The following is a 23,320-nucleotide window of genomic DNA, read 5'->3' as shown; positions in this document are numbered from 1 at the left end:
TATCATACGAACTGAATGTAAAGCCGATGCGCGCGCCGTTCACAACCAGCAGCCACCGCAATGCCTACCAGTTCTGCCCATGGGGCTCTGGCCCCGTCAGCGATGGAAACAGTGGCAGCACTTCTTCTGCCAGCTCCTGGATGATCTCCTGCGCCGGGCGTTGGGCCATCTGCATGCCCAGTGCAGCATGATTGACCCCGGCCTCGCGCCACTCATGCAACAGCTCGATTAACCCGTTGCGGCCTGTGCGCAACACATAGCCACCTTGTTGCGGCGTGCGCGGGAAGTTGGCGTCTTCATCAAGATCGATCCATTCATTGGTGACATGCGGACGGAAGCCGCCGCCAGGAATGGCCGCTCGCCAAGCGCGGATCTTCTCGGCCAGGCGGCGCGGGCCAAGGATGTTATGGGTGGCTTCGGGGTAGGTAATCCAGCCGTCGGCCTGTTCGCCAAGCCACTGCATGGATTGGCGTGACGAGCCGGTCACCAGTAACGGGATGCGCCCGGTAACGGGGCAGGGGAGCAGGCGGGCGCCATCGAGCTGGCCCAATGGCGAATGGATCGGCGCAGAAGGGCCAGCCAGCAGCTGACGGAAGTAGTCCACGCTTTGCGCGAAGCGCTCCCCGCGCTTTTCATGGGGCAGGCCATAGGCGGGGAACTCCACGGGGCGGTCGCCGGAGGCAATACCCAGCACCAGGCGCCCACCTGACAGGCAGTCCAGGCTGGCCGCAGCCTTGGCCAGGTCGATGGGGTGGCGCAGGGAGAAGATCGCGCTACCGGTTGCCAAGGCGATAGTGCGGGTATGGGCCGTCAGATAGGCCAGGTAGGTGAATGGGTCGAATACCTGGCCGGCGTCACCGAAAGCCGGGTCGTACAAGGGCACATCGCGTACCCACACGGCTGCGAAGCCCAGGCGGTCGATTTCGTTGACCAGCTGCGCCTGCCCACGAAGCACAGCCATGTCACCGTCATGGAAGCGAAGCGGCAGGAAGATGCCCAGTGTCAGCTGGCCATGGGCGAACATGCGACGGTAACCGGGATGTTGGGCGAAGGCATCGGCGCTGGCGCCTTTGCTGTTGATGGGGGTAAGGGGCAATCCTTGCATGCTGTTCACCTTATAAAAACTGATGCGAGTTTGTGTGGGTCAACGCTATGCTAGGCATCAGACATGGGGCTGACTAACGATCCTTTCACGCCCTAACATCAGTTTTTCTAAGGTTGGTATTTGCATGGGTGCGGTCTTGCCGTTGCTCGCGTTGCGCGCTTTCACCGAAGCCACTCGGCTGGGCAGCCTGAAGGCAGCCGCCGAGCGTATGGGCGTTACCCCAGGCGCAATCAGTCAACAGATTCGGCTGCTGGAAGATCGCCTCGGCGTTATCCTGCTGACCCGGAGCCGTTATGGGGTGCAGCTCACCGAGGCTGGCGCGAGCCTTTATCCGGGGCTTTCACGCGGTTTTGGCCAGATCGAAAGCGCCTTGCTGGACCTTGAAGTGCTGACGCGCGCTAAAACACTGACGATCAGCACCCAACCCTCGTTCGCGTCCGGTTGGCTTGTGCCACGCTTGGCGGATTTCAATGCACAGCACCCGGAAATCGACGTGCGTGTGCAGTCCACGGCCGAGCTGGTCGACCTGCATCGTGATCCTGTCGATATTGCCTTGCGCCATGGCCTGGGCGATTACCCTGGGCTGGAGTCGATAGCGCTACTGGCGCCTGTGCTGCTGCCGGTAGCCAGCCCTGGCCTGCTTGCCGGCGGGCCGGCGCTGGATGAGCCGCAGGACTGCCTGCGTTACCCGCTGCTGCAGGATGCCGACCGTGCCGACTGGAGGTTGTGGTTGCAGGCGCATGGTGTCGAGCCCGATCAGCGGAGCCGCCGCGGGCCGAGTTTTGACGAAGACCTGCTGTTGTTACGCGCGGCTGCCAGTGGCCAGGGCATCGCGCTTGTACAGGCGCAGCACGCGGAAGAAGACCTGCGAGGCGGCAGATTGGTGGTAGCGATAGACCGCCCATGGCCTTCGCGCTTTGCCTATTACCTGGTTACCCGCCAGGAGAACCTGGGCCGAGCGCACGTGCGGGCATTCATCGGCTGGATTCAAGCGCAGCTTGCATCCGAGAGCGACCTTCAGCCACACGACCCATCCAGTTCCATCCTGGACAAGTCCAGTTGTGGCTGACTGATCTTCAGCGCCAGGATGTGCTGGTTGGCGATGCGCACAGGCAGCGCCAACCCTTCGACCGTTTCGTCTGAATTCAGTCTGGAGTCTGCTCGGCTGGGGTCTCGGCAACGGGGGCCGCAGCACGTGCTTTCGACTTGGCACGATTGCGTCGGTCCTGGCCGCGATGGCGAGCAGCTTGCTGCTTCGCATGGATCGCCTGAGTGGCGGTCACAATGCCGGCGACCTGGCCATTCAAATCCAGGCGCGGGGCATTCTCGACCATGCTTGCCCAGTAACGGGTGCCCCGGCACCAGGTGGAAATACCCAGCTTGAGCTGTTCACTGGTGATGCCAAGCAGCTCCAGGTGTTGCTCGGCATCCTTGAAGATGCCTTCTTTGAGCGGAACCTTGGGGGCCGGATTGACAGGGAAGGCCAGTGGAAAATGCTTCTGCAACGGCCAGATCGCTGCTACCGCCGGGTCCTGCTCACGAGGCTTCGCCTGGGGCGGAGACTTGCGCTTGGGGGGCTTCGGGCTTTCGGCCTTTTCCTGCACTTTCTCCGCCCGCAGGCGGTCACGTAGCTCAGCTAGTTGTTCAAAACCCATTGTTCAATTCACTGCTTCGAAGTTGATTGCGAGGCACAAGGATAAGCCATGCAGCGCTACAGATCAGCTTAAACAGATGAATTGCCCCAATTTTCCTGGCCACGGCGTGTCTGTTTCCCCAGATTTTCGTCCTGCAGCACATCGGTATTTAGCGCGGCTCAGTATCAAGTCGCTGCATTTGGTATCGCTTATCCGAAAGGCCGCGAATAAATAAATCCCCGCCAGCAAAGCCGAAGTCGTACGAATACACAGGCCTTTCTGTGTCTGACTTGAGGTAAGCGATCATGGCTAATAATCAAGACAAGGGCGGCAATCAGGGCAATCCTGACACCGGTGCGGGCAGCAACACTGCGGGTACCGGGCAGCAAGGCGGTCAAGGCTCGGGCGGTGGCATGCCGAACCAGCAACAACCGGGTCATAACCAGCCAGGGCAGAAGCCCGAAGACAAGATGAACAAGGACTGGGACCGTTCCAGTGATACCGGTAGCAAAGGCGGCCGGCCTGAAGACAATGTAACCGACCAGCAGAACCAGGCGGATAAAGACCGCATGGGTGGCCAGCAATCGCAACGCGATAACCCGCAGCGTGACCAAGACCGCTGATCGTCGCTAAAGCGCACCAGGGTGGGCTAGCCATCCTGGTGCAAGCGGGCCGTGCAGCCGCTTCAGATTGATCGCTGATTGACGCGGGCAGATAGCTGCTCGGCGGTTTCCTTGCGCTCCGAATAGCGGTCCACCAGGTAATCCTGACGGTCGCGTAGCAGCACGGTGAACTTTACCAACTCCTCCATCACATCCACCACGCGGTCATAGTACGGCGAAGGTTTCATGCGGCCAGCCTCATCGAATTCCAGGTAGGCCTTGGGTACGGAAGACTGGTTCGGCACAGTGAACATCCGCATCCAGCGGCCAAGCACCCGCAGTTGGTTGACCACGTTGAACGACTGCGAGCCACCACATACCTGCATCACCGCCAGGGTCTTGCCCTGGGTGGGGCGAACGGCGCCCATCGCCAAGGGCACCCAGTCGATCTGCGCCTTGAACACCGCAGACATCGCCCCATGGCGCTCCGGCGAGCACCAGACCTGGCCCTCCGACCATTGCACCAGCTCGCGCAATTCCTGCACCTTGGGGTGCTCCACCGGCGCATCATCAGGCAGCGGCAGGCCAGAAGGGTCGAAGGTTCTGGTCTCGGCGCCGAAGTGCTCCAGCAGGCGCGCGGCTTCCTCTACCAGCAAGCGGCTGAAAGAGCGTTCGCGGGTAGACCCATACAGCAGCAGGATGCGTGGTTTGTGCTCGCTGGCAACGGTTGCCGTTGGGGGCAGATCGAACAACGCGAGGTCGAGGTTGGGGAGATGATCTGGCATTTTTTACTCCTGCTTATTGCGTGCCGATGCGATCCAGCGCGTGCTTGAGCTGATCACGGTCGAGGCTAGCGAATGGAAGGGCGAAGAAGGCTCGGCAGCGCGACTCGATGTGGGCCAGCGTGGCCTGGAAGGCCGCGTCGACTCGCGCCTCGTCACCCACCACATCCGACGGGTCTTCCAGCCCCCAGTGCGACTTCAGCGCGGGTCCGAAATACACCGGGCAGGCTTCGCCGGCGGCCCTGTCGCAGACGGTAATGACGATGTCTGGCGGGTTGCCCTCGAATGCGTCGTTGCCCTTGCTACTCAGGCCAGCAGTCGAAATACCGGCCTGCTCCAGCGTGCTCAGGCTACGAGGCAATACTTGCCCCTTGGGGAAGCTGCCCGAACTGATCGCTTCGAAACCTGCCGGGGCAAGGTGGTTGAACAGCGCTTCAGAAAGGATGCTGCGGCAGCTGTTGGCCGTGCACATGAACAGGACTCGCATGGAGGGCTCCTTTGCTTCGTGGCGGACGTCAGGGGCGCCGGCGCAGTGCCAGGGCCGAAAGGGTGATCAACAACAGGCGGCTTCGCGAACGGGGCGGTCGTCCATGCACTTGAGCCGAAGTGTGTTGTCGGCCAACCATTGCGAATTGGCCTGCAAGGTGACCTGCAGCATCTCGTGAACCCAGGCGGGCAGCGCCGGATTAAGGCGGTAATACACCCACTGGCCCTGGCGCCGGTCCAGCAACATGCCATTGCTGCGCAGCTGCGCCAGATGGCGGCTGATTTTCGGCTGGCTGTCGCCCAACGCGCACATCAGTTCGCACACACAAAGCTCTCCCAGGCTGGCGATGAGCAGGGTGGCGCGAGCGCGGGTTTCGTCAGCCAGGCATTTGAAGACATCGGGCGGGGTGATCATGGCGGCACCAATACATATGGATAACCGAATATACGTATTTCCATATGTATATGGCAACCCCCGCAATGCAGAAACTGGGCGCATCGGTTTCAGTCCTTATTCATCCGACCAGCCTTACGCGGCGCCCTTTTACGTTCTTGTCGGCACCCGATTAGTCAAATATGATACTAAGTCTCATTTGCATCGTTCTTGTGGCCGCCAATGGCATCCGTCGATACCGCTCAGTTCACTGCTCTGTACGAACAGCAACACCGCTGGCTGCGCAGCTGGCTGTATCGGCAGTTGAGCTGCTCACACCGCGCTGCTGATTTGATGCAGGACACCTTCATGCGTCTGTTGGCCAGTAACGAGGTGATTGAAGTCCGCCAGCCTCGGCCTTTCCTGGCCAAGGTGGCCCGCAGTGTCCTGTCCAACCACTACCGCCGCGCACGCTTGGAAAAAGCCTATCTGGATGCGCTCCAGACGGAAGACGAAAGCGTACTGCCGGACTTGGCGACCCAGTTGATCATTTTCGAGACGCTGGTTCGGCTTGACGAAGCACTGTGCAAACAGGACGTCGCCGTCAAAAAAGCGTTTCTCTGGTCACAACTGGATGGGCTCAGCCACGCAGAAATTGCCGAGCGGCTGTGTATTTCAATCGCTACCGTCAAACGCCATATCATCAAGGCGGGTGCGCAATGCATGCTGGTGACGGAATCACTGCGATGACTAGCACCGGGAACGCCTTTATCCGAGAACCAACGCTATCGCCGAAAATGTGTGAGGAGGCGATGGAGTGGTGGCTCGATATGCAGGAGGCCGATTTCGATTCATCCGCACAGGCCGCTTTCATGGCATGGCGCCGTGAAAACCCCTTGCATGAGCTGGCCTGGGAAAAAGCCTTGGCGCTGGGGGCGCAACTCGACGCATTACGCACCCGAGGCGATCCAGGCCTTGCCCGCCAGGCCCTGTTGCGCCCTTCCCAGGAAGGGCTGAGCAGGCGTCAGACAATAAAAGGCCTGGCCTTGCTGCTGGCTGTGGGCACCGGCGCATGGTTGAGCCGAGACAGCGAATTGGTGTCGCGCATGGGTGCCGATTACACCACGGGGGTGGGCGAGCAGCGACGTGTTGCACTGGCCTCGGATCTGTCGTTGGAACTCAATACCCATAGTGCGATAAATGCTCGCGCCACTGACCGTGGTTGGCACCTTCGCTTAATCAGCGGCGAGGCCTTGATCGACACTGCCTTGAACCCGGCGGTGTTTATCGATACCGCTCAGGTTCGCACGCAAGCGTCCTCGGCGCGTTTCACGATACGTCAGTTCGACAATGGCTCAACCCAGTTGGCAGTTTATCGCGGCGCGCTTCAGGTGATCCCGACTCAAGCCAGCACCTGGACTGCCCTGCACGCCGGGCAGGTGGCGCGTTTCGGGCCGCTTGAGATGCTCGATCTGGGTGTCATGCAAGCATCCGCTCCCGCCTGGGCCGAAGGTATGATCGTCGCCAACGGCCAACCGCTTCAGGCGTTTCTCGACGAACTTGGGCGGTATCGTCATGGCTATCTTGGCTGCGACGCCGCCTTGGCCAATCTGCGAGTATGGGGCACCTACCCGTTGGCAGACAGTGATCGAATCATCGATGCCGTCGCCCAGACGCTTAAACTGGATGTACAGCGTTTCACTCGCCTGTGGGTCAACTTGCGCCCCTCGCCAGCTAACGTTTGAAGTTTTTTCATCCTTGATGAGCCGTTTTGATTTTTGGCGAGACTCATAGGCCATACATCAAAAAACATCGGGGAACTTCACATGCATCACCGCCGTATTTCGTCGTGCTACGCAACCCCGCTCGCCAGCACCCTGGGTTGCGCCGTTCTGATTGCCACTTCATCGCCCGTGTGGGCAGCCGCTGACAGCAGCGTGCAACACTACGAAATCCCCGCAGCCCCCCTGGGCATTGCGCTTACTCAACTGGGCCAGCAAGCCCATTTGTTGTTGTCGTTTCCCAATGACTTGATTGCCGGGCAAAACAGCCCTGGCTTGAGTGGTGATTACACGGTCGACGGTGCGTTACAGGCGTTGCTTGCGGGCAGCCAACTGATTGCGGTGCGCCAGCCAGATGGGCGATACACCCTCCAGCGAGCGCCGGCCTCTACCGCGCTGGAGCTTCAAAGCATTTCGATTTCGGGCAAAGCGCCCGGGTCGACTACAGAAGGTACCGGGCTCTACACCACCTACTCATCCAGCAGTTCGACCCGTCTGAACCTGACCCCCAAAGAGACTCCGCAGTCGCTGACCGTCATGACCCGCCAGCGCCTGGATGACCAGCGCCTGACCAATCTCAGTGATACCCTCGATGCCACACCGGGCATCATTGTGTTACGCGACGGGCTGGGTGCGGAATCCGATGGTTACTTCTCGCGCGGCTTCGAGGTTCAGAACTTTGAAATCGATGGTGTGCCCACCGTCAAGCGCATGGACAATTACACCCAGAGCATGGCCATGTATGACCGGGTGGAGGTGGTGCGCGGTGCTACCGGCCTGATCAGCGGCCTGGGCAGCCCTTCAGCGACGATCAACCTGATCCGCAAGCGCCCGACCTTCGAGGCTCAGGCCAGCGTCACCGCAGAAGCCGGTAACTGGGACCGCTACGGAACCGGCTTTGATGTATCTGGCCCGCTGACTGAAACCGGCAACGTACGCGGTCGCCTGGTCGCCGACTTCAAGACCGAGCAATCATGGGTCGACCGCTACAAGCAGGACTCGCAGCTGATCTACGGCATTACCGAGTTCGACCTGACTGAAGACACCTTGCTGACGATGGGCTTCAGTTATCAACGCACAGACGTTGACTCGCCCATGCGCTCCGGCCTGCCGACCCGCTTTACCGACGGGTCTCGCACCAACCTCAAACGCTCGCTCAATTCGGCTCAAACCTGGTCTTACAACGACCATGAACAAACCAGCTTTTTCACCTCGATCGAACAGCAATTCGCCAATGGCTGGAGCGGCAAGATCGAGCTGACCCACTCCGAAAACAAGTTTGACGAGGTCTTCAACTACGTCAACGGCAGCCTCAACCCGGATGGAAGCGGCACCACGCAGTTGCCGGTGCGCTTCTCCGGTATCCCGCGCCAGAACAACATCGATGCCTACCTGACCGGCCCGTTCGGGCTTTTGGGCCGCGAACACGAGTTGATCGCCGGCGTGACCTTGTCCAACTACTACGAGAACGTGCCAAGCTACGGCGGCTGGAAATACGACTATTCCGGCTCGCCGGCTGGCGCGATCGACAACTTGCTGAACTGGAACGGCGGCTCGGTCAAACCGGAATTCGACGTCACGGGCAAATCCACTGCCGACGAAACCCAATACGCCGCCTATCTCGCCACGCGGCTGCACGCCACCGACGATCTCAGTGTCTTGCTGGGTAGCCGCGTGATCGACTGGCACCGGGACATCGAGGATAAGCCCTACAACGCAGAAAAAACCAAGACCAAGGAATCGGAAACCGGCGTCTACATTCCGTATGCCGGCGTGGTGTATGACGTCAACGACACGTGGTCGCTGTATGCCAGCTACACGAAAATCTTCAACCCTCAGTCGTCCTGGGTTCGCGACATCAACAACAAACCCCTGGATCCTATGGAAGGCACCGGTTATGAAGTCGGGATCAAAGGCAGCCACTTTGACGGCAAGCTGAACTCCAGCGTCGCGCTGTTCAAGATCGAGCAGGACAACCTGGCCATCTGGATCGATACCCCAGGCGGCAACACGTACAAGTCAGAACAGGGCACCACCACCAAGGGCGCTGAGTTCACCCTGGACGGTGAACTGGCCGAAGGCTGGCAGGCATCCGCAGGTTATGCCTATGCGGTCAGCACCGACGCTGACGACCAGCGCATCGTTACCACCCTGCCTCGCCACAGTCTCAAGACGTTCACCAGCTACCGCCTGCCGGGCATTCTGAACAAGGTCACCCTCGGCGGCGGTGTGAACTGGCAGAGCAAAACCGGTGCCGACCTGCACACGTTCACTCAGGGCAGCTACGCCGTCACCAACCTCCTGGCGCGCTACGACTTCAACCAACATCTGAGCGCGTCAGTAAACCTGAACAACGTATTTGACCGGGAATACTTGAGCTATGCCGGCGACCACGGTATGTACGGTGCTCCAAGAAACATCATGACGGGTATCAAATACACCTTCTGACGTACGTAGGCTCGATGCTGCGGCCGCTACTGACCGACAGCTTTGGGGCCAGGCTGCGTGAAAACGCAGCCGCAGAAACCACTTTCTGCGGCGAGACCAGACCCTTTCAGTTTTCGTACCGCAGCGTGACGGCGAAGTTGCGGGGTTCGCCGTAGTAATTGCCGAGGTTCGAGTTATAGATGGCGGAGTAGTAATTCTTGTCAAATACGTTGTTGAGGTTCAGTTGCGCACTCAGGTTCCTGTTGATCTGGTAATTGGCGTTCAGATCGACCAGGTTGTATGCACCTTGCTCCACACTGCCCAGATAGACTTTGCTCTGATGGTAGAGGTTGCCACCTACGCGCCAGTCGCTCAACTCGCCGGGCAAGCGGTAGTTGGTCGCAAACTTGAACAGCCGCTGCGGGGAGGTTTCAGTGGCGTAGTCGGTGCCTTTGCGGCTTCCGCCTACGTATTCAGGGTGACTGTAGGTGTAGCCGAGCACAGTGTTCCAACCGGGGAGAAGCTCGCCCGAAGCCTCGACTTCAAACCCTCGATTGCGCACCTTGCCGCCTTCCTCGTAGCACGTTGAGGTACGCCCTGGGCCGCAAATACGTGCTGCGCCGGCAACCGCCTGAGGCAAATGACTTTGGTCAACCTGGAATACCGCCACCGACGTATTCAGCAGGCCGTCGTAGAGCTCGTTCTTGAGGCCGATTTCGTAGTTGCTGCCGGTGATGGGGTTGAGCAGTTTGTTGTTGATGTCGTAGTTGCTTTGAACCTGATAAATCTCGGTGTAGCTGGCGTAGACCGAGGCATTGTCAGTCAGGTCATACACAACGCCAGCATAGGGAATGACTTTTCCATTTTCCTTGAAACGGTCGTCATAATCAGCAGACGCGTAATCAACCCAGCTGAAGCGGCTACCCAGGATCACATGCAGGTCATCGCTGGGGTTCAGCCGGGTGGCGGCATAAAGCCCTTTATCCTTGCGTACGTTGCGGTACTGGATTCTTTCGTAGCTATAGGTCGGCGCAGCCACTTGTGAGGGGGCGAAACCAAGGATATCGACCACGCTTGGATTGTTGTTGTAGCGCGACTCGTTGATAAACCGGTCTTTGCGCGCGTTAGCGCCGAACACCAGTTCGTGGCGCTGGCCGAGCAGGTAGAAAGCGCCGTTCAGCGCGGCATCAAGGCTGATTTGTTCGTCGTCGTATTTTGTATCGTTGGTGGACAGGCGGAACTGATCGTTACCAATGTTGTTGCCGTAGAGCCCAAGAAAATCGGCATTCGACCACATCAGGTTGGTATTGACGGTCAGTTTCCAGTCATCGTTGAGCGCGTGCTTGATGTCAGCGAACACCGTGCGATTGATTTTGTTCAGGTGCGCCCAGCTTGGGGCAAAGGACGTCGAGCGCGACAGTGGATAGAAGCTGCCATTGAGTTGAGTGGGCAAGCCGCCCCAGTCATAACCGCCGTGATAATCCTTCTGCAAGACGGTCCCGAGGCTCACCGTCGTGTCCTCGCTCAGGTCGGCTTCGCCGATGGCGTAGAAGAGCTGGTTCTCTTTGTCGGCACGGTCTACGAAACTATTGCCGGCATTGTACAAAAGTACGGTTCTGCCCCGCAGTGTGCCCTGTTCGTTCAGCGGTCCGCCCACGTCGATCTGGCTGTGGTAGTTGTCCCACGAGCCAGCGCCGATTTCGGCTTTGAGCTTGTAGGTGTCCGTTGGGCGTTTACGCACCAGGTTGATGGCCGCTGAGGGGTTGCCTGCACCCTGCATCAAGCCGTTCGCGCCTCGAACAAACTCTACGCGGTCGTAGATGGCCATGTTGTTAACAGAAGTCACATCCATCGAGTAGCTTTCGGAAATGCTGGTTGGCACGCCGTCGTATTGCAGGTCGTTGACCTGGAAGCCGCGGGAAAAATAGCGTGATCGTTCAGTACCGAAATCCTTGGTTGTGTTGATACCCGTCGCGGCCCTGGCAACGTCCTCCAGCGATTGCATGTTTTGATCGTCCATTTGCTGACGCGTAACGACGCTGACCGACTGGGGAGTTTCTCGCAGCGACAGATTCATCCGGGTCGCGGTGTTGGTGCTACCAGTCGTATAGGACTTCGAGCCCTCGGTGGTTGCCCCCAGCCCGGCGCCTGTCACGTTGGTCACCCCCAATTGCAATGCGTCCGACGGCGCAGCCGGCAGCAGCACATAGCTGTTATCCCTGCCGGCAACTGCCTGCAATCCAGACCCCCGCAGCAGTACCGAAAAGCCCTGATCGATGCTGTAGCGGCCGCGGATGCCCGGGCTTTGTTTGCCTTCGGTCAGCCCGTTATCGGATGACAAGACAACGCCTGCCTCACTGGCAAAAATATTCAGTACGGAGGCCAGAGATCCTGCTTCGATAGCAAAATCTTGCTGGTGCAGTGTACGGGCTGTTACCTGGCTTTCAGCAGCGCTGGAAAATGTTGGGGTGGCCATCAGCAGCGATACGCCAAACATGGCAAGGCATAGCGCGTTAGGGGTGTTCAACGGTGCGGCGCAGAAGCCTGGAATGGGATGTTGCATGCTATCTCCTGATGCGGTGATCGGCGCTTTTATGAGGTGTCTGCAAAAGGAGTCGCGTTGCTGAGCGCAAAGTGACAATGCGTTTTTGCTTTTTTTTTGCCCATTTTTTTGCCCTGTAAGCGGATTGCCCTCAGGCCGCCATTTCACTATATTGAGATTAATTCGTATTCTCTATTTGGCTCCGACATGCCGCTTGGCAACCCTATCGCGACGCTCTACAACGAACATCAACCGTGGCTGATCAACTGGCTGCGCAAGCGCACCGGGTGTTCCCAGGTGGCCGCAGACTTCGCCCAGGACACCTTCCTGCGAGTGCTGCTCGCCGAGCGGCGCGAACCCGTGGCGGCTGCGCTCAATGAGCCGCGCCATTTTCTGGTCACCATCGCCAAGCGGGTAATGATCGATAGTTTTCGCCGCCAGTCGGTGGAGCGTGCCTATCTTGAAGTGCTCGCCGAGCAGCCTGAGTCCTTCGCGATTTCTCCCGAGGAGCAGCTTTCCTTGCTCCAGTCACTTCTGGAGTTGGATCGCATGCTTGACGGGCTGGGAGTGAAGGCGAAGACCGCGTTCCTGATGTCGCAAATTCAGGGGCTGACTTACCCTCAAATCGCTGAACAATTACAGGTGTCGGCCAGCTCGGTGACCAAATACATGGCCCGAGCCACTGAACGGTGCCTTTTGTACATCGTGGACAATCCGTGGTGACTAACGACGCTCAGCGCCAGGCTCTTCGCCGTGCTGCCGAGTGGTTCGCGCACCTTTGCGCGAACCCGGACGATCCGGAGTTGCGCACGCAGTGGCGGCTCTGGCACGCCCGAAGTATGGAGCATGCGTGGGCATGGCAGCAGCTAACCGAATTGCAGGCGCGCATTGGCAATATGCCGCAGCAATTTGCATGGGAGGTCATGGAAAAGTCGACGCTGCGCGAAAGCGGCCCGAATCGTCGCACTCTTCTCAAAGGGCTGTTGCTGGGTGCCGGAACCTGTTCATTGGCATGGCAGGGGTATGACATTGCTCCGAAATGGATGGCCGAGGTCAAGACTCGCATCGGTGAACAGCGCCAAGAGACGCTTTCTGACGGTACCCTGGTGGTTCTGGATACCGACACCGCGCTCGATGTGATCTTCAATGCCAGTACCCGCTTGCTGATCCTTCGAGCAGGGGAGATCCATGTGACTACGGGTAAGGACTCTCGCCCTTTCCGGGTACGCAGTGCTCAAGGTGAGCTGCGCGCGCTGGGCACCCGTTTCGCAGTGCGCCAGCTCGACGGGCTGACGCGTCTTAGCGTCTACAACCACGCCGTTGCGGCACACCCTGAGAAGGCAGCCGATGAGGCCGTGATTGAGCAAGGGCAATCGGTGACTTTCGACAGTCAAAGGCTGTTGGTCACGCGACCGCTTGAACGCGGCGAAGAGGCCTGGGCCCGGGGGCGGCTGGTTGTGGAGGGCTGGAGGCTGGATAGGCTATTGGGTGAGTTGCAGCGCTATCGCTCAGGCTACCTTGGCTGTGCGCCGGAGGTCAGCCATTTGCGGGTGTCGGGCTCGTATTCCCTTAGCAATATCGAGGTTACGTTAGACACTATCGCTCGTTCGTTACCCGTCCGAATCCAGCAACGTACCCGTTACTGGACGCGCATCTTGCCGGCTTGATGATCTGCAAACCACAAAGACCCGTCCCGCAGAAATCGAGTTTGCACTGCGTAACTGACAGTCCGTTCAGGCACCTGCCTTGGCTTGCTGTTCCAGATGCACCTGCAATGCCGGGTCGATTTGCAGTGCGCTGGCCAGTTCGTCAAGGTAGGCCCGCTCGGCGTCCTGCTGGTCATCCACCAGCATCACGCTGGCCAGGTACATTTCTGCTGCCATGGCCGGGTCCCGGACCGACTGGGCCACTTCGGCAACATCGAGCGGCTTGCTGACTTCTTCATCCAGCCATTGCTGTAGCTGTGGGTCGCTGGTTTGACGTTTGATTTCAGCGTAAATCAGTTGCTCTTCGTGCTGGTCGATGCGGCCGTCTGCCTTGGCTGCCGCAATCAGCGCGCGCAAGATGGCATGGCTGTGGTCCTCGGCGTCGGGGCCGGACAACTGATCGACAGTACGCACCGCCTGTTGCGGGGCTGTCGCCTGGCTACGCTGCCAGCTTTGATAGGCCTGGAACGCCATCATGCCTAGCGACGCCAGGGCCGCGAAATTGGTGCCGCCCGCAGAGCGCCCCTGGGGCAAGCCGCCCGTGCCGCTGCCAGCACGGCCACCCAACAGGCCACCCAGCAAGCCGCCCAACCCGCCCAGGCCGTCTCGCCAAGACATGCCGCCGCTGCCTTGACGCGCCTGCGAGCCTTGCCCGGCGCGCAGCAACTGTTCGAGTAGATCACTGGTGTTCATGGCTGCGCCCCTCGCTCGGTAGTCGTTGCCCAGACAAGCAACGATAGCCCTCTCAAGGTGATTCGCCATGACCGTCTGGCCCCTTGTCGCGCCGGCGCGGGAGCCTGGCGGCGATGGCACAGATGCCTGAGCGCCGCTTGAAGCGCGGCGGTCATCGAGTCGTGGTACTGGCACATATTAGCCCGGGGAATCTTTCGCATTATTCTCCACGCGCGTCATGAGCATGGCTAAAGGTTCTGTGAAATCAATTCAGTTCCCTCGGTCATGCCCCCAACCTAAAATACCGGCCAATTATAGAGAATATGGATATTTGAGCAGGCTCCCGGTCATGACGAATAAAGACTTCAAGTTTTCCATCAAGAGCATTCGCTTCGACGAGCACTATCACCCGTCCGAAAAAACCCGCATTACTACCAACTTCGCCAACCTGGCGAGGGGCGCGAGCCGGCAGCAGAACTTGCGCAGCACCTTGGGGATGATAGATAACCGCTTCAACGCCCTGGCGCATTGGGATAACCCCAAAGGCGACCGCTACACCGTCGAGCTTGACATCATTTCTGTCGAGATGAGTATCGATGCCGAGGGCGGCGATCAGGCGCTGCCGCTGATTGAAATATTGAAAACGACTATTATCGACCGAAAAACCGGCGAGCGCATCGCGGGCATGGTAGGGAATAATTTTTCTTCCTACGTGCGCGATTACGATTTCAGCGTACTGCTACTGGGGCACAATGCCAACAAGCCTGTGTTCAGCACACCAGAGCATTTCGGAGAGCTGCACGGCAAGCTGTTCAAGCGCTTCGTGAACTCAAGCACGTATAAGCAGCACTTCGACAAGCCTCCGGTTATCTGCCTGAGTGTTTCCAGCAGCAAGACCTACCATCGAACGGATAATCAGCACCCTGTGTTGGGCTTTGAATATCAGCAGGATGAGTACTCCCTGACGGATACTTATTTCGAGAAGATGGGTTTGAAGGTGCGTTATTTCATGCCGCCCAACAGTGTTGCGCCGTTGGCCTTCTATTTTTCGGGCGATTTGCTCAGTGACTATACCAACCTTGAGTTGATCAGCACTATCAGCACCATGGACACGTTCCAGAAAATCTATCGTCCCGAAATCTACAATGCCAATTCTGCCGCAGGGAAGTGCTATCAGCCCAGCTTGCAGCATCAGGATTACTCGCTGACCCGTATTGTTTATGACCGGGAGGAGCGTAGCCGGTTGGCCATCGAGCAGGGGCAGTTTGTCGAGGAGCACTTTATCAAACCGCACCACGCGATGCTTGAGCAGTGGTCCGCCAACTACACCTGCTGATACGCCTGCTGATTAACTGAATATATAAGGTCTTCCCTCGTGAAAAAGCTGTTACCCACTTCGACTGCCGGCAGTTTGCCTAAACCCTCCTGGCTCGCAGAACCCGAAACGCTCTGGTCACCCTGGAAATTGCAGGATGAGGCGTTGATCGAAGGCAAACAGGATGCCCTGCGCTTGTCATTGCAGGAGCAGCAAAACGCAGGCATTGATATCGTCAGTGATGGTGAGCAAACACGCCAACATTTTGTGACGACCTTCATCGAGCACCTGAGCGGCGTCGATTTCGAGAACCGCGAAACCGTCAGGATCCGTGATCGTTATGATGCCAGCGTGCCGACGGTGGTGGGCGCTGTTGCCCGGAAAAACCCGGTGTTTGTCGAAGATGCCAGGTTCTTGCGTCAGCAGACCAGCCAGCCCATCAAATGGGCGCTGCCAGGCCCCATGACGATGATCGATACGCTGTATGACAGCCACTACAAAAGCCGCGAAAAACTGGCTTGGGAATTTGCCAAAATCCTCAACCAGGAAGCCCGGGAGCTGGAGGCTGCCGGTGTTGACATCATCCAGTTCGATGAGCCCGCCTTCAATGTCTTCTTTGACGAGGTGAATGACTGGGGTGTTGCCACCCTGGAAAGGGCCATCGAAGGCCTGAAGTGTGAAACGGCCGTACACATCTGCTACGGCTACGGCATCAAAGCCAACACCGACTGGAAAAAGACCCTGGGCTCAGAGTGGCGGCAATATGAAGAAGCCTTCCCCAAGCTGCAGAAGTCCAGCATCGACATCATTTCGCTGGAATGCCACAACTCCCATGTACCCATGGACCTGCTTGAGCTGATCCGAGGCAAGAAGGTGATGGTCGGCGCGATCGACGTGGCCAACCACACCATTGAAACACCCGAGGAAGTTGCCAATACCCTGCGCAAGGCACTGCAATTTGTAGAGGCAGACAAGCTCTATCCTTGCACCAACTGCGGCATGGCGCCCTTGCCGCGTCGGGTCGCCAGCGGCAAGCTCAGGGCGTTGAGTGCGGGTGCAGAAATCGTCCGCAGAGAACTCTCGGCCCGTTAAAGGCACCCGAACGTCAGGACCTACCATGTCACTTTCCAGTACTGCCATCGAGCCCTTGAGCTTTCGCGAAGCGCTCGGGCACTACGCCTCGGGCATCACGGTGATCACATCGCTCATCGACGGCAATCCGATTGGCTTCACGTGCCAGTCGTTCTATAGCGTGTCGATGAACCCACCGCTGGTGTCATTCAGCGTGATGTCCAGTTCGGCCAGTTATCCCGGTATTCGTAGCGCGGGCCGATTCGCAGTCAATATCCTCTCGGGTGAACAGGTCGGCGTATCCAACCGGTTTGCCCGTAAAGGCACAGACAAGTGGCAGGGTGTCGATTGGCAGGTGTCGCCGCTGGGTAACCCGGTCATTGCCGGTAGCCTGCACTGGCTCGACTGCGAGATTCACGCCGAACACGTTGCCGGTGATCACGTGATCGTGGTGGGTGAGGTGAAAGCGTTGAACGTGCAGGACGCTGTGGCGACGCAACCCTTGCTATATTTCAAAGGACAATATTGCAACCTTGCCGCGCCTGGCGCGGTGTGAGCGTTGCCTTCTGCTCATGATTGACTTGAGACACCTACGCACTCTGCATGCCTTGCGCGAAACGGACAGCGTGCCCGAGGCTGCCGAGCGCCTGCACCTGACCCAGTCGGCGCTATCGCACCAGTTCCGGGAGCTGGAAACCCGCGTTGGCATGCCCGTGTTTGTGCGCAAGTCCAAACCGGTACGCTTCACCACTGCGGGGCTCAAGCTGCTGCAGCTGGCCGACGAGGTGCTGCCGCTGATCCGCACAACGGAGCGCAACCTGAGCAAGCTGGCAGGCGGTACGGCCGACCGGCTGCACATCGCCATCGAGTGCCACAGTTGCTATCAATGGCTGATGCCCTCGCTGGACGAGTTTCGCTGCGCCTGGCCGGAAGTCGAACTGGACCTGGCATCGGGGTTGTCGTTCGCGCCGCTGCCGGCATTGGAGCGGGGTGACCTCGACCTTGTGGTGACCTCCGACCCGGTGACCCTGCCCGGTATCACGTACGTGCCGTTGTTCGGGTACGAGGCCATGCTGGCTATCGACAAACATCACCCCCTGCGCGAAAAGCCGTATCTGCAACCTGACGACATTGCCAGTCAGACCCTGATCACGTACCCGATCGAGCGAAACCGCCTGGACATCTTCACCCGGTTCTTCGACCCGGCCGACATCGAACCTGCCCAGGTACGTACTGCAGAAATGACTGTGATGATGATGCAGTTGGTGGCAAGCGGCCGTGGCGTTTGCTGCCTGCCGAACTGGGCGGTGCACGAGTACACCTCCCGTGGCTATGTGCTGGCCAAGCGCCTGGGCGAAGCAGGGTTGCAGGCCACCCTGTTCGCGGCGGTACGCAGCGACATGCTCGAAGTGCCTTACATGAGTGATTTCCTGCTCACGGCGAAAGACATATCGTTTGCGACGCTGGAGGGCGTCAATGCGGTGTCTAAGCCCGCTGCGTGGCCGTCGGGCGCCTGATCGGGCTTCAGAAGCCTTCCAGCACGATCTTGCCGCGTGCTTTGCCACTCTCGATCATGGCGTGGGCACGCTTGAGGTGCTCGGCGTTGATCGTGCCGTAGTGCTCACCCAGGGTCGTCTTGAGCGTGCCATCATCGACCAGCCGCGAAACGCGCTCGAGCAGTTGGTGCTGCTTGATCATGTCTTCGGTCTGGTACAGCGAGCGCGTGAACATCAGCTCCCAGTGCAGCGAAAGCGACTTGCGCTTGAGCGGCATCACATCCAGTTGTGCGGGGTCGTCGATCAGCGCGAGCTTGCCTTGTGGCCGCAGCACTTCCACCAGTTGCGCAAGATAGGTGTCGGTATGGGTCAGGCTGATGACGTAGTCGACCAGCCCCAGCTTGAGCGCTTCCAACTGAAGTGGAATCGATGCGCAGTGGTCGATCACATGGTGGGCTCCCGCTTGCTGCACCCAGGCCTGGGTCTCGGGCCGTGAGGCGGTGCCAATGACTGTGAGCTGCGTGAGCTTGCGGGCAAGTTGAACCAGGATCGAGCCAACCCCGCCGGCAGCACCGACCACCAGAAGGCTTTGCTGCTTGCCGCCGTTTTCTTCAACGCCCAGGCGGTCGAACAGCAGCTCCCAGGCGGTAATGGAGGTGAGCGGCAAGGCCGCGGCGCTGGCGTTGTCCAGGCTGCGGGGCTTATGCCCGACAATGCGTTCATCCACCACGTGAAGCTCGCTGTAGCTGCCTGGGCGGTCAATGGCACCGGCGTAGAAAACCTCGTCGCCCGGTTGGAACAACGTGACCTGTGGCCCCACCTCGCGGACGACGCCGACAGCGTCCCAGCCGAGCACTTGTGGTTGCTCACCACCACGGCTTGCACGGATCTTGGTATCAACCGGGTTGACGGCAATTGCCCGGACTTCCACAAGCAGGTCACGGGCCCCCGGTTTTGGCGTGGGCAACTGCGCGTCATACAGCGATTGTGGGTCGTGGATCGGGAGACCGGGCTGGGTGTAAACGACTGCCTTCATTGGCGTTGCCTCTTGGGGATGCGAAAAGTGGCTTCAGACTATTCGTTTCGATTCACTCAAAAAACAGCCTGAGTGGAGTAAGACTTTCTCGCTTGCAGTGAAAATGGTGTGAAGCGCCCGTGACCTGGCCTGGCCGCCCCACACATGCTCGACTACGTTCCTTTCGCTGCTGATCAGCTGGCGCTGTAGCGCTGCGCGAGCCGGTTGCTGGACAGCTGGCCGAACAAGGCTTGCCGGCTGGCCTCAAAGTGGTCGAAGGCTTGCAGGTCGTGCAGCGACGGCAGGGAGATCAGCACGCCGTTGTCGAAGTCCTGCAGGGCACCGTTTACCAGGTCCTGGGCAGACATCACGATGCCTGGGTCCAGGTTCTCGACGGGCAAACCACCGGTCTGCCAGAAATCGGTCGCGGTGGCCCCGGGCAGTACTGCCTGAACCTGGATGCCTGTACCCGCCAGTTCCTTGTTCAGCGACTGGGTGAACGCGGTGACGTAGGCCTTGCTACCACCGTACACGCCGTTGAGCAGTTCGGGTGCCAGGCTGACGACGGACGAGATATTGATGACCGCGCCTTGCTTGCGAGCGACAAAGCCGGGGACAGCTGCATAGGTAAGGCGGGTGAGGGCGGTGACGTTGAGGGTGATCATGTGCGCCATGCGCTCAACGTCGCTTTCCAGCAGCCCGGTATGGGTACCGATACCGGCGTTGTTCACCAGCAGGCTGATGCTGGCGTCTTCGCGCAGTTTGCGTTCTACCTTGGCCAGGTCATCGGCGTTGGCCAGGTCTGCCGGGAACACTTCCACGTTCTGCCGGGTTTCGGTGGTAAGCCGACCAGCCAATGCGTTGAGGCGCTCCCGGTCGCGTGCCACCAGCACCAGGTCATAGCCGCGACGGGCCAGCTGCTCTGCGTAGATCGAACCGATACCGGATGAGGCGCCCGTAATGAGCGCGGTGCCTTTGAATTGCTGCGTCATGCTGATGCTCCGCTGGTTGGGTGTGGGGGCATCATGCAGCAGGTGGCCTTTGTCTCAAACGACGCATATAGTGCTGTTTTAGGACATTGCACAGAGGGCATCAGCGATGCACCGGGTCGGCTACCTCATCACCGAAGGCTTCCAGATCATGTCCCTGGCGACGCAAACCGTGTTCGAGCTTACGAACATCATGGCGGGCGAAGCGGTTTACAGGGTCCAGAACTTTTCCATCGGTGGCGGCACGGTGTGCTCGTCACTGGGGATGCATATCGACACGCTGCCCTTGGGTGCGCCGGGCCTGGCCGACACCTGGATGGTCACCGGCACGCTGACGCCTCTGACGCCACCCAGCGAGGAGGTGCTGGCCAGCGTGCGGGGCTTTGTCGACGGTGCGCGCCGTACGGCTGGCCTTTGCACCGGCTGTTTTGTGCTGGCGCAAGCCGGCGTACTGGATGGTCGGCGCGCGACCACCCACTGGGCTTATGCGAACAAGTTGCGAGAGCTGCACCCGAAGATCGACGTTGAGGAAGACCGGATTTTCATCGTCGATGGGCCGATATGGACGTCTGCCGGCATGACTGCCGCCCTGGACATGGCCTTGGGTATGGTGGAAAAGGACTTGGGCAGCGAAATGGCCAGGTCGGTGGCGCACAAGATGGTCATGCACCAACGCCGATCTGGCGGGCAGTCGCAACACTCCGAACTGTTGACGCTCTCGCCCAAGTCGGACCGTATCCAGAGCGCGCTGGATTACGCCCGCAGGCACCTCAGCCGCCCATTGAGCGTGGAAGAGCTTGCTGAAGTGGTGCACCTGAGCCCACGGCAATTCACCCGCGTGTTCACCGCCGAGACCGGCCAGTCACCGGCCAAGGCTGTCGAGAGCCTGCGGCTGGAGGCTGCCCGGCTGATGATCGAGCAGAGCCTGCACAGCCTGGATGTGGTGGCCAGGGAGACCGGCTTCAGGGACCGCCGGCATATGCGGGAGGTGTTCATGCGTGGTTTTGGGGTGCCCCCTCAAGCCGTGCGAAGGGATGCTCGGCGGCTGGTCTCCATCTGACGGTTCGGCAGCTTGCAATCGGGTCAATTTATCCGGCATTGCAGGCCCCCGTTGCCGTCGTGCAACCAAACTAAACCTTCGCACCCGTCGTCAGTCAGTTCCAGTAAGGGCTCCATTCGCTGCTAACCCATAGGAGGTAGACATGGCGCGGGCTATCTGGAAAGGCGCGATCAGTTTCGGGCTGGTGCACATCCCGGTTTCGCTCAACGTTGCGGTGAGCTCCGAGCGGGTGGATTTTGACTGGCTCGACAAACGCAGCATGGAGCCGGTGGGGTACAAGCGGGTGAACAAGGTAACCGGCAAGGAGATTGACAAGGACAACATCGTCAAGGGCGTGGAGTACGAGAAGGGCCGCTACGTGGTGATCAGTGAGCAGGAAATTCGCGATGCTCGCCCTGAAGCGACCCAGACCATCGATATTTTCTCGTTCGTGCAGGCTGGCGAGATTCCGCTTCAGCACTTTGACACCCCTTACTACCTGAGCCCTGACCGGCGCGGCGGCAAAGTCTATGCGCTGTTGCGCGATACGCTGGAGAGCACTGGCAAGGTAGCCTTGGCCACCGTGGTGCTGCATACCCGTCAGCACCTCGCGCTGCTGCGGCCACTGGAAGACGCCCTGGTGCTGATTACCCTGCGCTGGCCCGAGGAGGTGCGCAGCATTGAAACCCTGGAGCTGGACAAGAGCGTGACCGATGCCAAGGTCGACAAGCGTGAGCTGGGCATGGCCAAACGCCTGGTCGAAGACATGAGTGGGTCCTGGGCCCCGGACGAGTACCACGACGCATTTCGCCAGACCATTCTCGACCTGGTGGAAGAGAAAGCCAGCAAGGGCAAGATCGAGACAGTGGCCAAAGGGGAGGGCGCCAGCGTGGAGAAAGGCGCGGATATCCTCGACCTCACCGAACTGCTCAAACGCAGCCTCGGTGGCAAGGCCAAGGGCGCAAAACCGGCTACCAAACGACCGCGCAAGGCCTCCTGATGGTGGAGACTCGCCAGGTGGTCACACCTGGCCTTCCAGGCCACTGAGATAGTCGCCGAACCCCTGCTTTGCGCGGCTATCACGCCGGCTGCTGGTGGCCACGCTGTGCTCGGCGGTCCAGACGATCTGCGCCCCGCTGGCTTGCAGGGCCAGCACCAGTTGAACATCCTCGTGGGCCGGCAGTGGCTGGAACCCGCCAACGCGTTCGTAGGCCTTGGCGCACACACCGAGGTTGGCACCATGGATATGCCGGTGCCCCTCGCGCGCCTGGTAAAGGCTGCGGTACAACCGGCGCAGGGCGATGCTTTGCCAGGGTTGCCAGCGCTCGATGTGCACCGTGCCGCACACCACCTCCGCGCGCCATTGCAACTGCGATGTCAGCCAGTGCAGCGGGACGCGGCTGTCGGCGTCGGTGCATGCCAGCCATTGGGCGCCGCGGGCGATCATCCATGCCGCGCCTGCACGCCGGGCGACGCCGACATTGCCAGCGTCCACTTCAAGGGTATGCACACCGTGGCGTCGGGCCACGAGCGCACTGGTGTCGCTGCAACGGTCCAGCACCACCAGCACCTCTACCGCTAAGCCTGCCGCCTCGGCTCGCGCACTTGCAGCCTTGACCGCCTTGAGGCAGCGCCCCAGGCGCCGGGCCTCGTTGTGGGCGGGTATGATGACGGCGATCATGAGCAGGGCTCATTCAGGTCGACGACGCTGGGCTGGCACGTCCAGTACTCGAGTAGAAAGTCCGCCTCCTCGTGACGCAACAGCGGGTACAGCGGCAAGTGCCTTGCCAGCAGGGCATGAACCTCGCGTCCGTCCTGCGGGCAACCGGCAATGGGGTGGCGCCAGTGGCAGGCGAGCAGGGCGCCATCGCCCGTGAGGCTGGCCACTGATTGCTCGATCACCTGCAGCCAATCGGTGGGGTCGAGGTAGTAGCCGATTTCGCTGAGCACGATCAGGTCGAACTGCCCGCCTGGCCAGTCGCCCGGCAGATGCCCTTGCTCGACCTGGGCATGGTTCGCGGCCCCCATGCGCTGGCGTGCCAGCCCCACGGCGGTCGGGTCGATGTCCTGGCACAGCAAGCTGGCGCAACGCTCGGCCAGCAGCACGCTCAGCTCGCCGTTGGCACAGGCCGGCTCGAACACGCGCTCATAGCGCTGACGGGGCAGGCTGGCCAGCAGCAGGTCGCGCTTGCGCCGTTCGTACCAGCGGGTGCGAAACGCCCAGGGGTCATCGCTGTCGGCATACAGGTCGGCGAAGTATTGCGCGTCGAGGCTCATGGCGACTC

General features: G+C 59.9%; 24 protein-coding genes. 13 read left to right on the top strand and 11 right to left on the bottom strand.

All coding sequences use genetic code 11. The annotated features are described in order from the left end of the window. Positions 1–64: 64 nt before the first annotated feature. Positions 65–1,105, bottom strand: a complete 1,041-nt coding sequence (locus ACN6NG_RS17430) for an LLM class oxidoreductase (protein WP_474315174.1) — start codon at positions 1,103–1,105, stop codon at positions 65–67. Positions 1,106–1,229: 124 nt separating this feature from the next. Here ACN6NG_RS17430 and ACN6NG_RS17425 point away from each other — a divergent pair, with 124 nt between their 5' ends. After that, positions 1,230–2,174 carry a LysR substrate-binding domain-containing protein gene (locus tag ACN6NG_RS17425; protein WP_063425887.1) on the top strand — a complete coding sequence of 315 codons (945 nt, stop codon included), beginning with the start codon at positions 1,230–1,232 and terminating at the stop codon, positions 2,172–2,174. Between the two features lie 76 nt (positions 2,175–2,250). Here the strand turns inward: ACN6NG_RS17425 and ACN6NG_RS17420 are convergent, their stop codons facing one another. After that, entirely contained in the window at positions 2,251–2,760 is a 510-nt protein-coding gene (locus ACN6NG_RS17420) for a ProQ/FinO family protein (RefSeq protein ID WP_063425889.1), read from the bottom strand. Between the two features lie 284 nt (positions 2,761–3,044). Between ACN6NG_RS17420 and ACN6NG_RS17415 the strand changes: the two genes are divergently transcribed. After that, the gene (locus ACN6NG_RS17415) at positions 3,045–3,362 is read left to right on the top strand and encodes a hypothetical protein (protein ID WP_063425891.1); all 318 of its coding nucleotides are present in this window, start codon (positions 3,045–3,047) and stop codon (positions 3,360–3,362) included. A 62-nt stretch (positions 3,363–3,424) separates the two neighbouring features. Here ACN6NG_RS17415 and arsH read toward each other — a convergent pair whose 3' ends face one another. The 3 genes from arsH to ACN6NG_RS17400 form a co-directional block, all read right to left on the bottom strand. Then, positions 3,425–4,126 carry an arsenical resistance protein ArsH gene (arsH, locus tag ACN6NG_RS17410; RefSeq protein WP_063425893.1) on the bottom strand — a complete coding sequence of 234 codons (702 nt, stop codon included), beginning with the start codon at positions 4,124–4,126 and terminating at the stop codon, positions 3,425–3,427. 13 nt (positions 4,127–4,139) lie between these two features. Further along, positions 4,140–4,610: an arsenate reductase ArsC gene (locus ACN6NG_RS17405; protein ID WP_049277062.1), complete on the bottom strand. Its 471-nt coding sequence runs from the start codon at positions 4,608–4,610 to the stop codon at positions 4,140–4,142. A gap of 66 nt (positions 4,611–4,676) precedes the next feature. Beyond that, entirely contained in the window at positions 4,677–5,024 is a 348-nt protein-coding gene (locus ACN6NG_RS17400) for a metalloregulator ArsR/SmtB family transcription factor (RefSeq protein WP_474315170.1), read from the bottom strand. Between the two features lie 201 nt (positions 5,025–5,225). Between ACN6NG_RS17400 and ACN6NG_RS17395 the strand changes: the two genes are divergently transcribed. The 3 genes from ACN6NG_RS17395 (at position 5,226) to ACN6NG_RS17385 (ending at position 9,211) form a co-directional block, all read left to right on the top strand. Beyond that, positions 5,226–5,732 carry a sigma-70 family RNA polymerase sigma factor gene (locus tag ACN6NG_RS17395; protein WP_197897557.1) on the top strand — a complete coding sequence of 169 codons (507 nt, stop codon included), beginning with the start codon at positions 5,226–5,228 and terminating at the stop codon, positions 5,730–5,732. Continuing rightward, positions 5,702–6,727, top strand: a complete 1,026-nt coding sequence (locus ACN6NG_RS17390) for a FecR domain-containing protein (protein ID WP_197897558.1) — start codon at positions 5,702–5,704, stop codon at positions 6,725–6,727. The genes ACN6NG_RS17395 and ACN6NG_RS17390 overlap by 31 nt, the downstream gene beginning before the upstream one ends. A gap of 81 nt (positions 6,728–6,808) precedes the next feature. Continuing rightward, entirely contained in the window at positions 6,809–9,211 is a 2,403-nt protein-coding gene (locus ACN6NG_RS17385) for a TonB-dependent siderophore receptor (RefSeq protein ID WP_474315166.1), read from the top strand. Between the two features lie 106 nt (positions 9,212–9,317). Here the strand turns inward: ACN6NG_RS17385 and ACN6NG_RS17380 are convergent, their stop codons facing one another. Further along, a complete protein-coding gene (locus tag ACN6NG_RS17380; protein WP_353456346.1) occupies positions 9,318–11,753 on the bottom strand; it encodes a TonB-dependent siderophore receptor in 2,436 nt (811 codons plus the stop codon). Between the two features lie 186 nt (positions 11,754–11,939). Between ACN6NG_RS17380 and ACN6NG_RS17375 the strand changes: the two genes are divergently transcribed. Together ACN6NG_RS17375 and ACN6NG_RS17370 are read left to right on the top strand one after the other, a co-directional pair. After that, complete coding sequence (locus ACN6NG_RS17375) at positions 11,940–12,455, top strand: sigma-70 family RNA polymerase sigma factor (RefSeq protein ID WP_353456347.1); 516 nt, start codon at positions 11,940–11,942, stop codon at positions 12,453–12,455. Then, positions 12,452–13,399 carry a FecR domain-containing protein gene (locus ACN6NG_RS17370; RefSeq protein ID WP_353456348.1) on the top strand — a complete coding sequence of 316 codons (948 nt, stop codon included), beginning with the start codon at positions 12,452–12,454 and terminating at the stop codon, positions 13,397–13,399. Before ACN6NG_RS17375 ends, ACN6NG_RS17370 begins: the two co-directional genes overlap by 4 nt. 66 nt (positions 13,400–13,465) lie before the next feature. On the opposite strand, the gene ACN6NG_RS17365 is transcribed toward ACN6NG_RS17370, so the two are convergent. Next, positions 13,466–14,131, bottom strand: coding sequence for a tellurite resistance TerB family protein (locus tag ACN6NG_RS17365; RefSeq protein ID WP_474315161.1), 666 nt, complete (start codon positions 14,129–14,131; stop codon positions 13,466–13,468). Positions 14,132–14,459: 328 nt separating this feature from the next. Between ACN6NG_RS17365 and ACN6NG_RS17360 the strand changes: the two genes are divergently transcribed. The 4 genes from ACN6NG_RS17360 to ACN6NG_RS17345 are packed head-to-tail and all read left to right on the top strand — an operon-like array spanning position 14,460 to position 18,013. Further along, positions 14,460–15,446 carry a DUF1852 domain-containing protein gene (locus tag ACN6NG_RS17360; RefSeq protein WP_474315158.1) on the top strand — a complete coding sequence of 329 codons (987 nt, stop codon included), beginning with the start codon at positions 14,460–14,462 and terminating at the stop codon, positions 15,444–15,446. A 39-nt stretch (positions 15,447–15,485) separates the two neighbouring features. Further along, entirely contained in the window at positions 15,486–16,517 is a 1,032-nt protein-coding gene (locus tag ACN6NG_RS17355; protein ID WP_063425903.1) for a methionine synthase, read from the top strand. Positions 16,518–16,542: 25 nt separating this feature from the next. After that, positions 16,543–17,052: a flavin reductase family protein gene (locus ACN6NG_RS17350; RefSeq protein ID WP_474315154.1), complete on the top strand. Its 510-nt coding sequence runs from the start codon at positions 16,543–16,545 to the stop codon at positions 17,050–17,052. A 16-nt stretch (positions 17,053–17,068) separates the two neighbouring features. After that, complete coding sequence (locus ACN6NG_RS17345) at positions 17,069–18,013, top strand: LysR family transcriptional regulator (RefSeq protein WP_353456352.1); 945 nt, start codon at positions 17,069–17,071, stop codon at positions 18,011–18,013. A 7-nt stretch (positions 18,014–18,020) separates the two neighbouring features. On the opposite strand, the gene ACN6NG_RS17340 is transcribed toward ACN6NG_RS17345, so the two are convergent. Together ACN6NG_RS17340 and ACN6NG_RS17335 are read right to left on the bottom strand one after the other, a co-directional pair. Next, positions 18,021–19,028 carry a zinc-binding alcohol dehydrogenase family protein gene (locus ACN6NG_RS17340; protein WP_474315150.1) on the bottom strand — a complete coding sequence of 336 codons (1,008 nt, stop codon included), beginning with the start codon at positions 19,026–19,028 and terminating at the stop codon, positions 18,021–18,023. A gap of 173 nt (positions 19,029–19,201) precedes the next feature. Next, entirely contained in the window at positions 19,202–19,999 is a 798-nt protein-coding gene (locus ACN6NG_RS17335; protein WP_197897565.1) for an SDR family NAD(P)-dependent oxidoreductase, read from the bottom strand. 106 nt (positions 20,000–20,105) lie between these two features. Between ACN6NG_RS17335 and ACN6NG_RS17330 the strand changes: the two genes are divergently transcribed. Next, complete coding sequence (locus ACN6NG_RS17330) at positions 20,106–21,056, top strand: GlxA family transcriptional regulator (RefSeq protein WP_474315147.1); 951 nt, start codon at positions 20,106–20,108, stop codon at positions 21,054–21,056. Positions 21,057–21,198: 142 nt separating this feature from the next. After that, a complete protein-coding gene (ku, locus tag ACN6NG_RS17325; RefSeq protein ID WP_474315144.1) occupies positions 21,199–22,035 on the top strand; it encodes a non-homologous end joining protein Ku in 837 nt (278 codons plus the stop codon). 21 nt (positions 22,036–22,056) lie between these two features. Here the strand turns inward: ku and ACN6NG_RS17320 are convergent, their stop codons facing one another. Next, the gene (locus ACN6NG_RS17320) at positions 22,057–22,716 is read right to left on the bottom strand and encodes a glycosyltransferase family 2 protein (protein ID WP_474315141.1); all 660 of its coding nucleotides are present in this window, start codon (positions 22,714–22,716) and stop codon (positions 22,057–22,059) included. Further along, the gene (locus ACN6NG_RS17315) at positions 22,713–23,312 is read right to left on the bottom strand and encodes a class I SAM-dependent methyltransferase (protein WP_474315138.1); all 600 of its coding nucleotides are present in this window, start codon (positions 23,310–23,312) and stop codon (positions 22,713–22,715) included. The genes ACN6NG_RS17320 and ACN6NG_RS17315 overlap by 4 nt, the downstream gene beginning before the upstream one ends. Between the last annotated feature and the right edge of the window lie 8 nt (positions 23,313–23,320).

The sequence above is a fragment of the Pseudomonas sp. TSO6 genome (assembly GCF_056098905.1).
The sequence above is the reverse complement of the archived record's forward strand: the minus strand, read 5'-3'. Positions and strand labels throughout refer to the sequence as shown.